This window comes from Kribbella albertanoniae (genome assembly GCF_004348455.1).
Taxonomy (GTDB): domain Bacteria; phylum Actinomycetota; class Actinomycetes; order Propionibacteriales; family Kribbellaceae; genus Kribbella; species Kribbella albertanoniae.
Genome location: NZ_SMKA01000023.1, coordinates 1 through 17,611, shown reverse-complemented (window position 1 = coordinate 17,611; position 17,611 = coordinate 1). Strand labels below are relative to the sequence as shown.

Sequence of the window (17,611 nt, the reverse complement as noted above, 5' to 3'; positions counted from 1 at the left end):
AGATGGGTGGGCGATGCCATTCCAACGATTCACCCCGGTACCGGCAAGCCGTTCGATGCAGGTCGAAGTCAGAGTTGGTGTGGGTACGGCAGACTTGGACTTGACCTTGACCCTGGGGGCAAGGTTTAGCGTGGGGATCACAAGGAGGCGGGATGCGGATCGGGGATCTGGCGGCAGCGGCCGGGGTGACGGTGAAGGCGGTGCGGTACTACGAGTCGCAGGGGTTGCTGAAGCCGCGCCGGGAGTCCAACGGGTACCGCGCGTACGAGGCCGAGGACGTGGTGATCGTGCGCGAGGTGAAGGCGTTGCTGAGTCTCGGGCTGACCGCGGAGCAGACGTACCCGTTCATCGAGTGCCTGCGCGCCGGCAATGACCGGGCCGACGTGTGCCCGGCGTCGCTGACGGCGTACCGGATCCGGATCGCCGAGGTGGATCAGCGGATCGCTGAACTCACCGCGCTGCGCGGCAGGCTGACCGGCCTCCTGACCGATGCCGAGAGCTGGAGGACGAACCAACGATGAGTGATCTGCAAGAGGTCGACGAGACCACCTTCGACGAGCTGGTACTGCGGGCGGACAAGCCGGTGCTGGTGGAGTTCTGGGCGCAGTGGTGCGGACCCTGCCACCAGATCCTGCCGGTCCTGACGCAGATCGGTGCCGAGCGCAACGATCAGCTGACGGTCGTGAAACTCAACGCCGACGAGAACCCGGCCATCTCCGCCAACTACCGGGTGATGGCGCTGCCGACCCTGATGCTCTTCCACCATGGCGAGCCGATCTGGGCCGTCGTCGGCGCCCGCCCCAAGGCCAAGCTGCTCAAGGAACTCGACGACGCGCTACTCGCGACCGTCTAGCCCTTCGATCACCGCGGCCATGACCTGCTGCCAGTGAGTGCGCTGGCGTTCGCGCTCGTCCGCGTCCGCCAGCCTCTCCTGATGGAAGCGCAGTACGGTCTTGCTCCCGGCCGCCGACACCGCCACCTGCACGGTGCTCTCGTGTGGCCAGTCGGCCGGATGCCAGGTCAGCCGCACCCGGTCGTCCTCGTGCAGGCTGCGGACCTCGCCGACGGTCCCGTCATCAGTCTTGTACGGCGCTCCGTCCGTCAGCTCCACGCCGTCACCCAGCCACAGGGCGATGCCGGCCGGGCTCACGACGAACTCCCAGACCTCGTTCACCGGGTAGGGGAGTGTCTTCGAGACGCCGATGTTCCAGCCGGCGTCCTTGGTCTGCCCGGTCGGCATCAGAGGGCCGACTGCTGGTGGAAGACGACGCGCCAGTCGCCGGAGCCGTTGTTCCAGATGCTGCTTGCGTAGGAGGGGAAGACCTTCTCCTCGCCTTCGAACAGGACTGTCACGTCCACGCGGTAGGTGACGATGGCGGTGTGCTCGTCGACCACGATCACCTTCTCGTCGGTGCGCGGGGTCTTCAGGTAGGGGTTGTGGTTCGCCTGGATGCCCGGTACGGCGGTCGCCTTGTCGATGATGCCGTACTTGCTGACCGCGAGCGCGTCGTCGCGGAGCCAGTGCGCGTAGAAGGATCCGTCACCCTCCCGGTTCGCGCGCCACAGTTGATCTTCGAGCTCGAGCAGGGTTTCCGCGATGGTCATAACGCCCTCCTGAAAAGCTGTAACTGGTTATACCGGTGTTCGACACCGACTATAGTGGTTACATGAAGCCAGGGGCAAGGCGTCTGACCGGCTCGGACGGCGTGAGTCACACGTTCGATCCGGGCAGCTTCGCGCTGGAACTGATCCTGAGCGGCGGCCCGCCACCATGGGACCGCTACGAGCAGCTGCAGACACCCGACGACGCCGCCGCGTGGCTGGCCGGCTCGTACTTGGCCGCGGACCTGCCGTTCGCTGCGGAAGACGTGCGGATCAGCAAGCCGGATCTCACCCGCCTGAAGGAATTCCGCACGATGCTGTGGCACGTCGTACCGGCTCTGATCGCTGATGCGAAGGAGGTTCCGGGGATCGCTGCCCGGGACCTGACACCGGCGGACCGCGAATACCTCAACTCCACAGTGGGGGAGACGCCCCGCCCCGAGCTGGACGAGCATGGCGCCATCCGCTGGCAAACACCCATCACCATGCGCCAGGTCCTGGGCGCAGCCGCCCAGGACCTGATCGAGATCATCGGCAGTGACCGAGTCTCCCGCCTACGGATGTGCCAGGGCAGCAACTGCGCCCTGATGTTCTACGACACCTCACGCCCCGGCAACCGCCGCTGGTGCTCGATGCAGCGGTGCGGTAATCGCCACAAGGTCGGCAACTACCGCACCCGCCACAACGATTAGCCCCAAACTCCGACTAGCGCCGCTGGAAGATCCACCGCTGACACGGGCCGCCGTGGTAGAACCACGTGATCACTTCGGCCTGTGAGGTGCGGTTACAGCCGGCCACGTCCATCGACAACCCGGTGCCCACCTGGATGACGCTGTTGCCGCCCGGACTGGGTTCGATACGCCACAGCTGGCACTCCGACTCGTTACTCGTCCAGAGCGTGATCTCGGCCGTCGGCAGTTTCGAGCAGCCCACGATGTCGAGCACCTTCGAGGTCTTCCCGTCGACGATCTTGTAGACGTCGTCGCCGAGACTCTCCAGCTTCCACGACTGGCACTGGCTGCCCGGCACCTCGTCCCACATCCGGACGTTGGCGCCGTCCTCGATCTGGCAGTCCTGGACGTCCAGAACGGCCAGGTTGCTGGTGGCCGCCGACGTCCGGTACTTGGCGGTCAGATCCGGAACCGCCGGTGCCGCGTTGTACGACGGCCGCAGGATCCACTGCTGGTTCGCACCCTGTCCGCAGCTCTCCTGCTGCACCGGTGCCATGTCGGCCGGTGACGCGTCGATGATGGAGAGACACTTCCCGCTGTGGGCGACCTTCAACTGGACGACCGTGTCGTAGCTGGCACCGTCGACGTACGACAGCGTGAACTGCTGGTTGGCGGTCGCTTCCCCGTTGCCGTTGCCGCACGGCCATTGGATCAGCTCGCCGCCGTCAGCCATGCTCCAGCCGCCCAGGTCGGCACACTTGAGCGGCCCTTCACCGGTCGCGGTGTGCACCGGCTTCAGTGCGTACTGGTCGGTGCCGGCGATCTGGGTGATGTGGAACCGGGCGTTCAGATCGACCGGCAGGCACTGGTACTGGACGTACTTGGCCAGGTTCTCGACACTCGCTCCCGAGACGTTCAGGCACTTGCCGCTGTTGCGGTTGACCAGTTCATAGGTACGGCGCTCGATGTCGAACTTCGGCCCGGTCACCGCGCCCACCTGGCCCTGCCAGCCGGTCACCCGGTCGGCGAACGCCGTACCGGTGGAGTGGAACGTGAAGACCTGACGATCCACCGGCGCGGTGCCCCCGGCGTACGTGATCGCTGCGTCGTCCTTGCCGTCCTTGTTGTAGTCGCCGGTGGTCAAGGTCGCCTTCGACAGGTCGAGATCGACGGTCTTGCGCCACCACGAGCTCTGCGTGAGCGTGCTGCCGTTCGAGTGCAGGACGGTCAGGCCGGCGTCGGTCTGGGTGCCGGACGTCCCGTACTCGTACAGGCCGACGATGTCGTCCTTGCCGTCGCCGTCCACATCGGCGACCGCGGGCCGGGTCTTCTCCCAGCACAGGTTGCCGGCGCCGGAGTCGAAGACTGTCTGCGCGGCAGCGAACGAGCTACCGGTCGAGCGGTACAGGTCGACCGTCGTCCGGCACCCGTTCAGGTTCCGCACGCTGAGCAGATCGAGCTTGTTGTCGCCGTCGATATCGGCCAGCAGTGGCGCGCTGGCCGACCACGGGTTCCCGGCCGCGGCTGTGGCCCAGGTCGTCGGGGTCGCGAAGTTGTCCGAGCTCCGGAAGACCAGGGCGCTCCACTTGTCGCTACCTGCGTTCTGGACGACGATGTCGTCCTTGCCATCGGCATCGACGTCACCGCCGATCATCCGCGCGGTACTCAGCGGCCAGCCGTTCGCCCCGCTGCTCCACACCGCCGGCGGCGCGTCGTACCGGTTGCCGTCGGAATTCAGCCGGTACAGCCAGATCTGCCGGCCCGCGCCTTCGCGGAACATCGCCAGATCGGTCCGGCCGTCACCGTTGAGATCGCCTTGGACCGGCCGCGTGCGGTAGAGGTTGAAGCCACTGCCTTCCCGGCTGTCCCAGCCGATGTAGCCGGAGTGGAAGGTGCCGTCGGCGCGCGAGGCGAAGTTCCAGACCGAGGTCCGGCCGAAGCCGTGATCGACCACGGAGGTGATGTCGGCGCGGCCGTCGGCGTTGATGTCGTTGCGGACCTTGGTCTCCGGCGGCGGGGCGTCGGTGCGGGCCCGCAGACTCCACTGGGTGTACCGCTCACTGAGATTGTTCGCCCGGTCGACGGCCTTGACGAACAGGGTCGCCTGGGCCTTCTGGGTGATCGGGTCCTTGTAGAGCGTGGCCGGGATCGAAGCGGTACCGTCCGGCGCCGCCTTCACCCGCATCGTCATCTTGTCCTGCGCGTAGCCGAACAGGAACTCGGCCACATCGGTGTCGGCCGCGTTGCCGATCCTGAAATTGACCTTGCCGACCGTGCGGGTCTGCAGGAAGGCCTCGCTGGCCGGGAAGTCGGTCGAGGAGATGATCGGCTGCGCCGGCCGAACCGTGTCGATGACGAACCAGCAGTCCGGTGTCGACGGGCCACTGGCCCGGCCGTCCCGGGTGGTCGCGATGTACCGGTACGGCGTGTTCGGCAGCAGCTTGCCGGCCGGGACCTCCGGCCAGGAGAAGGCCGCGCCGCTGACCGTCGGCCCGACGTCGGAGGAATGTGCCTCGGTTCCCGCGGCGTCGAAGATCTGCAGCTTGGTGGTCACGTTGTCGCCGGCGTCCGGGTCGTTCGCGATCGCGGCGAACTGGGCCGGTGCATCGGAGATCGCGGTCGGTGCAGCCTGGGTGCCACAGGGCCGCGGCCGGACGAAGTTGAAGTCCTTCGGCATCCGGGGCACCGTGTTGTAGGTCATCGAGATGACCGCGGTCCACGGGTGGAACTTCTTCCACTGCCACCCGTCGCCCTCGTTGTCGGCGCGCAGCCCGAACGAGACCGTCGTACGGCGGTTGTCCGCGACGTCCTGGATGATCTGGCGCAGGCGCTCGTTGCCGAACTCGATCGGGTTGTCCTCGTTCCAGGGATAGGCCTCGCCGTGGCCGGTCGCGACGTGCTCGCGCCAGTAGTCTTCCTGGCTGCCCCAGTTGACGACGTCCGTGGTCTTCAGGTCGTGCAGCCAGTACAGCCGCACCGGACGCGCGGTGCCGTCCGGCGACTTGTTGATGGTGATCCGGAAGGTGGCGCTGATGATCTGGCTGCCGCCGATGGTCTGGGCGCCGTTGGTGGTGTTCATCAGGAACATCGACCGGTACTTGTGGTTCGTCTCGCCGTAGATCGCGCCCATCTTGGCGCCCTCGTCGTTGCGGTCGTAGGTCCAGCCCTGGTCACTGCCGGACATCTTGGTGCTGACGTGCAACCAGTTCACCGGCGTACCGCCGATGTCGGGGTCGATCAGCACCGGGTACTTCGTCTTCGGGTCGGCGAGCATCTTCTGGTCCGGCGTCAGCGCGATGGCCGACCCGGTGAGCTTGATCCCGACCTTGGCCTTGTGCTCGGCCGCGTCCCACATGGTCGGTGGGGGAGCGGTGAAGACGGTCTCACCCTTCTTGCCCTTGGCAACCGTCGTCCCGTCCTTGCGCACCGTCAGCCGCAGACTGTCACTGCTGACCGGGTAGTGCAGCGTCTTCAGCGCCGGGTTGGTCGCCGCGGACCGGGTCTTCACGACCAGCAAGTGCTTGAAGTCGGTGACTCCCACCACGATCCGCAGATCCATCCCGGGCAGCACCTCGGGGTACGTCGCCGTGTCCCCCTCCAGCCGCGGTGCCGGCAGCACGCCCGGCCAGCCGAGGCTGATCCGCTGCCCGCGCTTCCCGATCGTCAGTAGGTGCTTCGAACCCCCACCCGACAACACGATCGGCGTCATCGCCGCCTTCGGCCGGATGCTCCCGTCGGCCCCCTTGACCAGGGTCGGGTCCGGAGTCACCCACTTGTCCGCCTGCCGCACCCGCACCGGCAGCGCATGCTGGTCCATCGTCTTGGTGCCGTCCGGGTTCGCGTACACCTCTCCGGTCTCGGATCGCAGGTTCTCGATCTCGACCCGGCGCCCGGTCTCCCGAGCGGCCTTCGCAGCTTTCGCCGCCGGGGACACGTCCTCCGCCGCCGGTGCAGCCTCCTGGGCCGCCGGCCCACTCGGCGCCGCCACGGCGTCGCCGGCCGGAACGACGGCGGACGGCAACAACAACCCAGCAGCGGCGAGTCCCGCCGTCAGTGCTCCCCATCGCATCTGCGATCACCTCACTGTGAAGACCTCACGGAAACGGGCAAACCGAGCACCGTGCCGGGCCCAGCTCACTTTCACACGCTCACAGCGGACCGGACATCGTTTCGAGTCAGCTCGAAACGATGCCGGCCCGCAGGTGACGGAGGAGACGGGTCGGCCCGTCTCCTCCGTCTTGCTGGGACTAATCGATCCCGGCGCCGCCGGTGACGGCCGCGGTCCGCAGATCGACCGCGAAGTCGCGCGGCTCCTCGTCGTCCGGGTCCGCCACGCCACGGAGCAGCCCGTCCTCGATCTCGTCGACGCGCAGTCCGTCGAACGCGATCCGGGGTGAGGTCCAGACGACGCCGTCCGGGCCGATCGCGGTGATCGTCCAGCGGCCGACCAGCAGCAGCAGGCGCTCGCCGACGGCGGGCTCCACACTCATCACCGGATCGTCCGTGGGGACCCGCTCGGTCCGTTCGGGGTCCAGAACATCGACCAGGAAGGCCGTCCCGCGGTCGACGACACACAGCCGCACCGGGCTCGGTGTCGGGTACAGGCCCGACACCGCCCGCCGCGAGATCGCTTCGCCGCCGCCGAACGCGCCGGTCCAGGAGGCGCCTTCCGAAGGCTCGATCAGGACGACGACGCTGCGGCCGTCCCGCCCCTCGACGAACTCGTGATCGACGCCGCCGGACGCCGGATAGTCCGTCACAGCTGCCTCGTACGCCGCGGGGAAGACCCGCGCCGGCCCGATCACTTGCTTCTCGTCGGGTTGAAGAAGCGGTGCCAGATCAGCTCGGAGCGCCCGCTGACGGTCGGCCGGGTGGCGATCTCGAAGTTGCCGGCCTTCCCGTTCACGGTGCCGGGGAGCTTGTACATGATCGAGTCATTGCTCAGGCCTGCTTTCGGCTTGTTGTAGAAGTCGGGCTTCACCGTACGGGTGCCCTTGGAGAAGATCACGTCGTCGAACGATTCCGGGAAGTTGTGGAACGGCCCGGGTTCCTTGGACGCGCGGATCAGGGAGCGTGCCGAGTGGAACTTGTTGGTGGCCATCTCGATGTTCTTGGCCACGGTCTCGATCCGCTTGACGCTCGACGCCAGCCGGACCGCCGCCATCGCACCGCGGAAGGCGAGCGCTCCGACGCCGCCGGTGACCGCGCCGATGGCCACCGTGATGGCGATCTCGGCGACGACCTGGAGGATCATCGCGCGGTTCTCGTAGACCCACTTCGCCGCCTTCACCGCCACGGCCTTGACCGTGTGGGCAACGGCCTTGGCCGTTTTGACCACGGCGGCGGCCGCCTTCTTCAAGGAGCCGACCGGATCCTTGCGGATCTCGTTGACCTTCTTGGCGACCTTGACCGCGACCTTGACCGCTGTCTTGACGATCGTCTTGACGGTCTTCTCGATCTTCTTGATGACTTCGACCGGGTGCGTGACGACGTACTTGATCGCTTCGAAGGTCTGGGTCGCGGTGTCCTTGACCCAGTTGACGACCGTCGAGGCGACGTTGATCGTTTCCTTGACCGTTTCCACCACGCGGTTGGTGACGGTGGTCGCGACGGTCTTGATGCTCTCGACGATGCTGCTGAACCAGGACAGACCGTCCGGGTCGGAGAAGGTGATCGGGTTGTTGTTGCTGTAGATGTACCCGTTCAGGGTCTGCGGATCCTCGCCGTTCAGCTGCGGATCGATCGAGATGAACTTGCCGATCGTCGGGTCGTACTCCCGGGCACCGAGATGCACGAGCCCGGTCGACGCATCGTTCGTACCACCGACGAAGCCACGCTGTCCCGGCCAGGCCGCCGGCGCCGTACCGCGCTGGTTGCCGTACGGGTCCTCGCGACGGCGCTGGATCGTCTGGGTGGCGTCGTCGGCGATCGCCGTGGTCGACGTCCCGTGGTGGTCCGCACCGAGCCAGGTGAGCTTGTCCTGCACCCGGACGGCGACGGTCTTGCTGCCCAGGTCGTAGTGCCGGGTACCTTCGGCAGTTGCCGCACCGGGCTTGAGCAGGAGTTCGGTGTCGCCGAGGTAGAGCGTCGTACCGGTGTTGTCCCGGCGGATCAGCCGGGTGCCGTTGGCGTCGTACAGGTACGACGTCTCCTGGGAGCCCTTGGTGACTTTCTCCAGATCGCCTTCGGAGTTCCACGTGTAGTTCTCCGTGGTGCCACCGCTGGAGCGGGTGAGCCGGTCGCCGTTCTGGTTGTAGGTGTAGCTGTCGGTCCGGCCGCCGGCCGGCATACCGGTACCGGTGGTGACGACGCTCTGCACCGCGTGCGGCTGGGCGAGCCCGGCCGCGGGGTAGTTGTAGGTCGCCGTGGTGGAGCCGGTCGCTGAGGTCTTGGTCTCGCTCTTGCGGTTGCCGACCTTGTCGAACGTCCAGCTGTGCCAGTACGGCGCCGGTCCGCCGAGGTTCGCGGCTGCCGGGGCACCGTTGCAATCGCCCGGCGCGTTGTCCGCTCCCGGCTTCGGGGTCCAGGCACCGGTCATCCGGCGCAGATAGTCGTAGCTGAAGCACTGCGTGTCGGTCTGCTCTCCGCTGAGCGAAGACGGCCGGTCGTTGAGCTGCTTGATGTTCCCGGAGTCGTCGTAGAGGTACTCGACCTCCGAGACCAGGCTCGGTGACAGCTCGCGTTCGGTGGTGACCTTGGAGAGCCGGCGGGTGCCTTCCTCGTAGCTGTAACCGATCGAGACCCATTTGCCGTTGGTCGAGCCCATCGTGATCGACTCGGCCTCACCGAACGCCGTGTATGTCGTTCCACGCACGTACGACGTCGTGCCAGAACCCAGCGTGGTCTGCTGGTCCTGCGCGTTGTAGCCGTAGGTGAGCGTCTCGCCCGGCAGCCCGCCGACGCCCGGGAGCGTCTCCGTGGCCAGCTGACCGTCCTCGCGATAGGTGCTCTCGAACCTGTACGTACCGGCGAGCTTTCCTTCGTTCGCCGGGATCACGTACTCGTTGCCGGTGGCTCGGCCACGAGCGTCGTAGCCGGTGACCCGGTTGATGTAGGCGTTGCCGTCCTTGTCGTAGCGGGTGGAGGAGGTCGGCATCCCGGCCAGCAGCGTGTCGAAGACGAACTCGGCACGCTTCGGTCCGGTGGCCGAACCGTCACGGACGGCGGTCGTCCGGCCGAGTGAGTCGTACTCGTAGGCCTGGGTCTGGCCCCGCGAGTCCGTCTTGGTGGCCACCCGGTCGAGCTGGTCGTAGGTATAGGTGGTGGGGCCCTTGTCCGGGTCGGTCTCCTTGACCTTCCGGCCCAGAGCGTCGTACTCGTAACCCCACTTGTTTCCGGCCGGGTCGGTGATGACGCCCAGCTGGCCACGCGCGTCGTAGGTGTACGTCGTCTTGTCGTACGTGCCCGACGCCGAGTCGCCGGTGTACTGGCGCAGTTCGACCAGCCGGCCCTGTACGTCGGTGATCCGGGTGATCGGGGTTTCGCCGGTCGGCGGGTCGACTGTCTCACTGTCACCGGAGTAGGTGTGCTTGGTCTCCCACAGCACCCGGTTGAAGGACTTCACCTGCTCGGTGGTCGGACGGCCGGCCAGGTCGTACAGCGTGACCTTCTGGGTCGGCAGTTCCTCCTCGACCGGCGTCAGGATCGTCTCGCTGACCGGGGTGTCGGTGTAGAAGGGCCCGTTCTGCTTCACCTCGAGGCCGCGGCTGTCGTACTTGATGTCGTTGACGATCGAGCCGCCGGTCTTCCCGGCCGACTTGGACTGGCGCGGCCGCATCAGGCCGTCGTAGATCTGGATCGCGGCCTCGGTGCTGCCATCGGCCTGCAGCGTGGTCGTGGTGACGGTCAGCGGGTCGTTGGAGTGGATGCCGTAGGTGTACGAGACATCCGCGACCGCGGCGTTGTCGGCAGCCGAGGCCAGACCGGCCTCGTTGGCGCCCGCGGCGGCGAACTTGCTCGTGATGGCGCCGGTGCGGCCGGGGTACCAGACCTTGGTGGTCCGGCCGAGCGGGTCGTAGATCGCCTCGGTCCGCTTGCCCGCCTCGTCGGTCGTGGCCACCTGCTGGCCCCACGCGGGCTCCAGCTCGACGATGTTCTTCTGGCCGTTCGGCTTGGTCGACTCGACCTTGGTGACCGGGCCAGGACCCGCGGGGGTGTAGACGACCTGGCTGGTCTCGTTCTTGGGGTTGGTCATCTCGATCGCGCGACCGAGGTCGTCGTACTTGGTGGTGCCGGTGACCTGGTACTGCGGGGTGCCGTCGGCCGCGAAGCCGGACAGCCGCTCGGTCTTGGTCGCGTTGCCCCGGACCGGTGCGGCCGTCAGCGAGGTGGCACCGTCGTAGTACGTGCGGGCGTCACCGATCACCTGCTCTTTGGTGTACGGCTTGCCGCAGGCGACGCCGACCGTGAGTTCCCGCTTCGGGATCTCGCTGATGCCGGCGGCCGGGTTGGTCGTGTACTCGTAGCTGGTGCAGGTGTCGTCAGCGGGCGTGCTCAGGTCCTTCAGATCGGTCTTGCTGACCAGGACACCGTCATCGTCGTACTTGTTGAAGGCCTGGCTCTTGCGTTCACCGCCACCGGCCAGTTGCTCGGCTTGCCGGTTGCCGCCTTGCTGGACCTGGTAGGCGCTGACCGTGGCCCAGGAGCGGACCCGGGTCGAGGTGGCGGGGGAGATCCACTGGTCGTTGATCGTGCGCTGAACTTCTTCGGTGCCGTTGAAGGTGCGGGTCTCGAGCGGCTGACCCGACAGCGGCGGCTGGTCCTCGACCAGGGCGCCGGTGGAGTCCGCGACCTTGACGTCCTTGACGCCGCCGGCCGCGAGCTTGTCGCCGTCCATGCCGCGCAAGAAGCGGTTCTCGGTCACGGTCTGCGGACCGCCGACGTTGCCCTTGCGGACGATGGTGCGGTCGTAGCCGCGCCACTGGGACCAGGTCTTCTGGCCGATCTCGACCAATCCGTCCTCGTCGTCGTGCCGCCAGGCCGGGGCGCCCGGGTACTCGACCGTCGTGATCATGGGCTCGTTGCCGGTCACCCGGTCGGACTCGGTGACGGACTTGACGACGTACTTGTGGAACCAGTCCTGCCGCTCCGTCGTGGAGCCCGGGGGCGTCCATTTCATCGGGTGGCAGCGGCGGCCGTTGGTGTCCGCAGGCGGTACGTCGCCGGGCTTGCAGTCGGTCGGGTAGTAGTCGACGGCAAGCTCGCCACCTGTGCCGTAGGAGACCCGGTTGACGCGCCACCAGTTCATTTCGGGGAGGTTGTCGCCGACCTTGTCCACGCGGTTGGCCAGCTGGATGCCGTCCAGGTTCACTTCAGGGATGGCGATACCGCCGGCGTTGCCGACGTGGCCGGCGTACGTGATCGCTTCGAGCCAGAGACCCGGCTTGGTGCCGTCACCGTTGTCCGGGAACGTGTGGCGCAGGTTCCAGCTGCTGACCAGGTCGAAGGCGGAACCCCGGTACACGTAGGTGCTGACCTTGCTCAGCTTCTTCGTGGTGAAGAACGACGGGTTGAACTTGTCACACTTGACCGGCGGTGCGCCGTTCGTGCCGATGCAGCGCTGGTCCAGCGGGGTGTCCGGATAGTCGTCCGGGGCGGAGCAGCCGCTGCCGTCGCGGCAGCGCTCGGTGGTGCTGAACTCGACCTTGCCGACGGCCGGAGTGCTGAACGTGGTGCCGTCGCGCTGGCCGTACTCGATGGTGCGGATGTTGCCGCCGCGGGTGTAGGCCGTCGGCGCGGTGTCGGTCTGGTTGCGGCCGTAGTAGTTCGTCTCGGTGTCGTAGAACAGGCTCATCGTGTTGCCCTGACGGTCCACGACGTAGTCCAGGTTCCACTTGTAGATCTGCTGGCACCACGAGGCGGCGAAGTTGCCGGCCGTGAAGCACTGCTCACCGGAGTGGTTGCCGAAGACCGGCATCGTGAAACCGGAGTTGGTGCGCTGAGTGGTTGCACCGGGCAACTTGTTGAGGCCGAAGTAGTACTTGGTGCCGTCCTTGGTGGTCAGCCGCCAGTACTCGCCCTTCTCGGCGTCGACGCGGCCGTCGTCGCCGTTCTCGGCGCCGTTGAGCTTCTCGATCACCGAGCCGTCGTCGGCGCGCGGGTGCCAGGTCTTGGTGACGTCGTCACGGACCAGCTCACCGCCCTTGCCGTTCAGCGTGAACGTCGCGTTCTCGCCGGCCCAGCACATGTCGCCGGTGGCCTTGGTGCCGTTGTTGCCCGAGCTTTCGGTCTTCGAGGCGCAGGAGGCGAATCGCTGCTCGATCGAACCGCCAGGTGCGAGTTCGAACCCCTGGCCACCCCACGAGGGCTGGTTGTTCGTGGCCGACGTCCGGCCGTCGACGCCACCCGAGCTGTAGTCCAGGCTCAGCTTGGGGGTCGGGCCGCCGTTGCTCGGCGGAACGTTCATCGGGTATTGCCAAGCGAAGTCGCCGGAGGCGCCGCCGACCTGCCAGGTCGCGGTCGGGGCGAGTGGCGAGGCGCCGAAGTTGCCGGTGCCGCCGGCAGCCGCGGCCTGGACGGCGAAGGTGGAGGTCTTGGCGCCGACCGGGACATCGGCGGTGAGGTTGCCGTTCCCGTTGTTCTGTACGGCGAGAGGTCTGCCTGTCGACTGGTCGATCACGCGCAGGCGCTGGGCCCAGTCGCCACCGAAGGCGTCCCGGAAGTCCTCGTAGCGCAGCTGCAGGGAGACCTTGCCACTCTTCGCGACGCCGTCGGTGCGGTTGAGCCTCAGCTCCAGACCGTCGGTACCGCGGCGAGCGAGATCGATCTTCACCTTGGCCGGAGTGGCATCGGCAGCCGCGGCCTTGGCGGTCGATGCCGGGGCCGAGCCGATCCAGATCGGCAGCGTGCCGGCCTGCGTCTTGGTGCCGGCCTGGCGGCCGCCGGCCAGTGCCGCGCTCCACGCCGACGGAGCAGCCGGTACGGCGACCTCGGCGGAACCGGCCTTGGGCCAGGACACCTTGTTCGTGACCGGCTTCGCAGCCGCGGCCTCGGCCGGGTCAGCCGCCTTCGGGATGGACTTGAAGGGCTTCGTGGGGACGGACTTTTCCTTCTTGGGCTTCCAAGTCGGATCGTCCTTGAGGGGCGCCGCGTTGGCGGCGGGGCCCCAGAGCGTGGCGATCAGGGCGGAAGCGACCGTGGTGGTGATCGCTATCCGGCCGGCCCGGTGCCAGGACTGGCGCCGGGGAGAAAGGGCACTGGGCATGGGTGCTCTCTTCGTGGCAGATGTGCGTGGGCACTGGTATTCCAACGATTGAGGAACTGGTTCGACAACCTGTTCGACCCTGCTCGAAGGTGGCGGCTGGACCATTCGAGCAGGGTCGAAACCGGAAACCGAATTCCTGGTCAGCGGACGATGAACTCCGCTGCGGAGGTGCCGCCGGAGCCGATCCGGAGCTGGCCGTCCGGGGTGTGGCGGATGGTGTCGGTGGGGTAGTTGTGGGCGCGGAAGGTGCGGCCGTCGGGGTGGAAGGTGGCGTCGGCGCGGTAGAGCGGTTGGTTGCTGTAGGCATTCAATCGGAGAAGTCCGTCGGCGTGCCGGAGATAGTCGCCGGGGTAGTTGACGGACTGGAAGCTGACGGCGTCGCGGTCGGCGAGACCGGCCACGATGCGGAAGTCGAAGTCCGCCTCGGGCTGACCGGGGACGTCGATGCGGGCCAGGCCGTTGCGGTGCCGCCAGAACTTGCCGGGTTCGTCGACGGACTCGATCCGGCGGGTGTCGTTGACGGCGAAGGCTTGGATCTCGGCAATGCCGTTGTTGAGGCCCTGCCCGCCGGTTGTTTCGAAGAGCACCGAGGTGGTCGTGCGAGCTGGGAAGTTGACGACCAGTCCAGTGCCGGTGTTGTCGAGTCCGGAGACCGCGACCTTGCTGCCGTCGCTGAAGGTGAGGGTGCCGGCACGGGTCTGATCCTCGAGGTTGCTGCGGTCGAAGAGAATCACCTGGCTGAGACGCTGCGGCACGGACCACGCCAGTGTGAGCTTCGGATTCACCTCGCCGTCGGAGGCCCATTCGCCCGCGAACCATTGGTTGACCACACCGTCGGTCGCGGCCGAAGCGCCGTACGCGGGATCGTTGCGGTACGTCGACGAGGCAGTCGCGGCGGCGCTGGACGCGAGGTTCGGGGCCGAGAGGACGCGGAGCTGGGACAGGCCGACGTTGCTGCCGGAGCCGGTCGCGGTGAACTTGACCCACGTGACGGACTTGGCCGGGAAGCTGACGACCTTGGCCGAACCGTCGGCCGGTATGCCGGTGACGGCGAGACTGGTGCCGTCGCTGAAGGTGAAGGTTCCGCTGGTGATGTTCGCGGCCGGGTCGGGGCGATCGTTGAGTACGACGCGGTCGAGTTGGTGGGTGTTCACCCAATCGATCCGGATCCACGGATTGGTTTCCGTTGAGCGCCACTCCGAGGACGGCCGGCTGTCGATCGCGTTGTACGGCGACCCGGTGCCGGCCGTGATCGTGCCTTCCCGAGCGACGTCGGCGCCGTCGTACACCTGGATCTCGGACAGACCGACGTTCAGGCCGGCGCCGGTGAGTTCGAGGCGGACGGACGTCGTACTGCGGGGTGCGAAGGTGATGTCTTTCGCCAAGCCGCTGTTCGGAAGCTCCGGGATCGGTACGACGCTGCCGTCGCTGAAGACGAGTCTGCCGGAGCGCACCGTGTCCTCGGGGTTCGCGCGATCGAACAGGACGATGCGGCCGACCGTCTGGGCCGAAGGCCAGGTGAGGGTGAGGTTGGGGCTGAGTTCCTGGTCCGATGCCCATTCGCCGCCGCCGTGCAGGCCGACGTTCCCGTCGAGGACGTTCGCCGCGACCAGTTCGGGATCGGCCTTGCTCACGCTCGACGCGGTGGCGGTTGCGGAGGGCGCGAGATTGTTGCTGAGGGCATTGGTTCCGAGCCGGACGCCACTGACCGAGTACGGCGGGACTCGCAGTGTCACGCGCGCCGCGCCGCCGGTGATCGTGAGGTTGACGGCGGACTTGGGTGTCACCGGATTCTGGTTCGGACTGGCCTCGAACAGGTTCGCGACCGTCGACGTACCGGAGCCGAGGCCGGTGAGTTGCAGGTCGACCTGAAGTGGCTCGGCGGTGTCGTTGACGACCCAACTGACGTTGTCGCCGCTCGCGGTGGTGGCCGCGCCGAAGCCGGTGAAGGTGTTCGGGGGAGTGGAGACCTGGCGGAGCGTGCTGACGCCGTCGCCGAGGCCGAGGTCGCGGGACAGCAGCTGGTACGCGCGGGCCCGGGCGGGGAGCATGCCGTTGCTGTGGACGCCGAAGAAGTTCGGTTCGATCGCCTCGTCGTTGTCGGCGAAGACGTTCGCGCCGTTCGCGCGCTGGTTGTAGAGGTTGGTCATCCGCAGCGCCGAGTAGCTGAGGTTGCGGGCGTCGCTCGCGTTCATCGGGACGCGTTCGTAGGCAGCGGAGTAGTTCCATTCGGTGACATAGACCGGGATGTTCGGCCGGCCCTGCGCGGCCGCGTGCTGCCGGAAGGTCTCGACGGGCTCGGTGCGGTTGCCGGTGTAGGGGTTGTACTCGTGGTAGCTGAGGAAGTCGAACTTGTTCTTCAGCGCGGGATCGGCCAGCAGTTTGTCGACCCACGCCAGCGCTTGGCCCGGGTTGGACACAGTCGGCCCGCCGATCGGGATGTCGGCGTCGACGCTGCGCACGGCGGCGTACGCGCGCTGGTAGATCTGGCTGTACGCGGCCATCCGATCGTTCTGCGTGTCGCCCCACGGTGATCCGCCCATCTGCAGGAATCCCGGCAGATCGGGCTCGTTCCAGACCTCGATCAGGTCGACCTTGCCGCGGAACCGCTGGTAGATCTTCTTGATCACGTCCTCGTAGACCCGGAAGCCTGCCTCGCCCTTCGGCGGGCTGTAGTCGCTGCCGTTGTAGCCGAGCCAGTCGATCGAGTAGCTCAGGATCAGGATCGTCTTCGTACCGCGCTTGTGGTGCTCGTCGACCCAGGCGTACTTGCTCCAGTCCCAGGTGTTCGGGTCGGAGACGCTCCCGGGCGTGCCGAGACTGGCCAGGTAGGCGTCGATCGAGGTGTTGCGCGGAAGGATCTGCTGCAGGTAGGCGTCACCGCGGATGAACCGGGTGCCGGCCTGGTGCAGGGTGTCGATCTTGGCGGTGTCGGTCAGGGCCGGGACGTTGATCCCGGAGCCGAACACCTCGGCGTACCCGGATCCCTTGTCGACCGAGAAGTCGGCGGTCAGGGTCGTGGCAGCGGTTGCTGCGGTGGCTGCCGGGGCAGCGGTGGCCGTGGCGTGGAGGCCGGTGGCCAGCAGGGCGGCGGTGAGGGCGGTGGCGAGGAGTCGCATGATCGCACCGTAGGATTTAATGCATTAATGCGGCAACCGATTCGAGGACGGTCAAATGCTCCCGAGGTATGAGCAGGTCAAGCGGGAGCTGCTCGCACTGATCGCCCAGGGCGGTCACAGCCCGGACCGGCCGTTCATCACCCAGCGCGAGGTCTGTGAGCGGTACGGCGTCAGTACGACGACCGCGATCCGCGCACTGAACGATCTGGTCGCCGACGGGGTGCTGGTCCGGCAGCAGGGGCGCGGCACATTCGTCGCCGAGCGTCCTGTGGTCGCGCCGGTACGGCGGCGTGCGGTCGCGCTGGTGATTCATGGGCAGGGGCCGGTGAAGGAGGGCATCATCACCGGGGTCGAATCGCGGTGCGACGAGCTGGGATTCGAGCTACTGCTCTATGACAGCAAGGGCTCGCTGGAACTGCAGGAGCGCGCGCTAAGGCGGGCGGTGGCGAGTGGCGTGTCCGGGATCGCGCTCTACGCAGTAGAGGGTGCGTCTCAGGTGCTGCGGGAGTTGGCGCTGCCCGTGGTGCTGATCGACCGGTACCAACCCGATGTGCCGACCGACGCGGTGCTGGCTGACCAGTTCGCGGTCGGGTACGAGCTGACGACGTACCTGATCGGTCTTGGGCACCAGCGGATGGCGACGCTCTGGGGAGAGGTCGACTGCACGAGTGTGCGCGACCGCCTCAGCGGCCACCAGCAAGCGCTCCGCGCACACGATCTGCCAAGCCGCCCGGACCTCACTGCACTCAGCACTCACCAGTTCCTGGCACCTGAGGCACGCAAGGCCCGCCTGAGCGCACTGCTCAGTCAGCCCGACCCACCGACGGTTCTGCTCTGCTCCGACGGCTTCATCGTCACCACCGCTGCCCGTGAACTCGCAGACCTCGGCTACGAGGTCCCCGGCGACATCGAACTGGCCGGCATGGACGACGCCGGCCCCGCCAGCGTCCTGCCTCTCACCGTCGCCGCCGCCTCCCTCCCCGTCCACGACCTCGGCCGCACCGCAGTAGACCTCC

10 protein-coding genes are annotated in these 17,611 nt (G+C 67.2%); 4 read left to right on the top strand and 6 right to left on the bottom strand.

The features are described 5' to 3' along the window. The first annotated feature begins 152 nt into the window (after positions 1–152). The gene (locus E1261_RS08510; protein ID WP_132404525.1) at positions 153–521 is read left to right on the top strand and encodes a MerR family transcriptional regulator; all 369 of its coding nucleotides are present in this window, start codon (positions 153–155) and stop codon (positions 519–521) included. Beyond that, positions 518–853 (top strand): thioredoxin, encoded by a 336-nt coding sequence (trxA, locus tag E1261_RS08505; protein WP_132404523.1) that lies wholly within the window; start codon positions 518–520, stop codon positions 851–853. Before E1261_RS08510 ends, trxA begins: the two co-directional genes overlap by 4 nt. On the opposite strand, the gene E1261_RS08500 is transcribed toward trxA, so the two are convergent. Together E1261_RS08500 and E1261_RS08495 are read right to left on the bottom strand one after the other, a co-directional pair. Then, positions 836–1,240, bottom strand: a complete 405-nt coding sequence (locus tag E1261_RS08500) for an SRPBCC family protein (RefSeq protein WP_132404521.1) — start codon at positions 1,238–1,240, stop codon at positions 836–838. The two genes, trxA and E1261_RS08500, sit on opposite strands and share 18 nt — an antisense overlap. Next, entirely contained in the window at positions 1,240–1,605 is a 366-nt protein-coding gene (locus E1261_RS08495; RefSeq protein WP_132404519.1) for a nuclear transport factor 2 family protein, read from the bottom strand. Before E1261_RS08495 ends, E1261_RS08500 begins: the two co-directional genes overlap by 1 nt. 62 nt (positions 1,606–1,667) lie before the next feature. Here E1261_RS08495 and E1261_RS08490 point away from each other — a divergent pair, with 62 nt between their 5' ends. After that, positions 1,668–2,294, top strand: coding sequence for a CGNR zinc finger domain-containing protein (locus E1261_RS08490; RefSeq protein WP_132404517.1), 627 nt, complete (start codon positions 1,668–1,670; stop codon positions 2,292–2,294). A 13-nt stretch (positions 2,295–2,307) separates the two neighbouring features. On the opposite strand, the gene E1261_RS08485 is transcribed toward E1261_RS08490, so the two are convergent. From E1261_RS08485 to E1261_RS08470, 4 genes are all read right to left on the bottom strand, one after another. Further along, positions 2,308–6,342 carry an RICIN domain-containing protein gene (locus E1261_RS08485; protein ID WP_132404515.1) on the bottom strand — a complete coding sequence of 1,345 codons (4,035 nt, stop codon included), beginning with the start codon at positions 6,340–6,342 and terminating at the stop codon, positions 2,308–2,310. A gap of 178 nt (positions 6,343–6,520) precedes the next feature. After that, the gene (locus E1261_RS08480; RefSeq protein ID WP_132404513.1) at positions 6,521–7,078 is read right to left on the bottom strand and encodes a hypothetical protein; all 558 of its coding nucleotides are present in this window, start codon (positions 7,076–7,078) and stop codon (positions 6,521–6,523) included. Continuing rightward, positions 7,075–13,476 carry an RHS repeat domain-containing protein gene (locus E1261_RS46815; protein WP_165952425.1) on the bottom strand — a complete coding sequence of 2,134 codons (6,402 nt, stop codon included), beginning with the start codon at positions 13,474–13,476 and terminating at the stop codon, positions 7,075–7,077. The genes E1261_RS08480 and E1261_RS46815 overlap by 4 nt, the downstream gene beginning before the upstream one ends. 140 nt (positions 13,477–13,616) lie before the next feature. Continuing rightward, a complete protein-coding gene (locus tag E1261_RS08470; protein WP_132404509.1) occupies positions 13,617–16,595 on the bottom strand; it encodes a DUF7402 domain-containing protein in 2,979 nt (992 codons plus the stop codon). A 55-nt stretch (positions 16,596–16,650) separates the two neighbouring features. Between E1261_RS08470 and E1261_RS08465 the strand changes: the two genes are divergently transcribed. Next, the coding region (locus E1261_RS08465; protein WP_132404507.1) for a GntR family transcriptional regulator at positions 16,651–17,611 on the top strand (961 nt) is incomplete at its 3' end.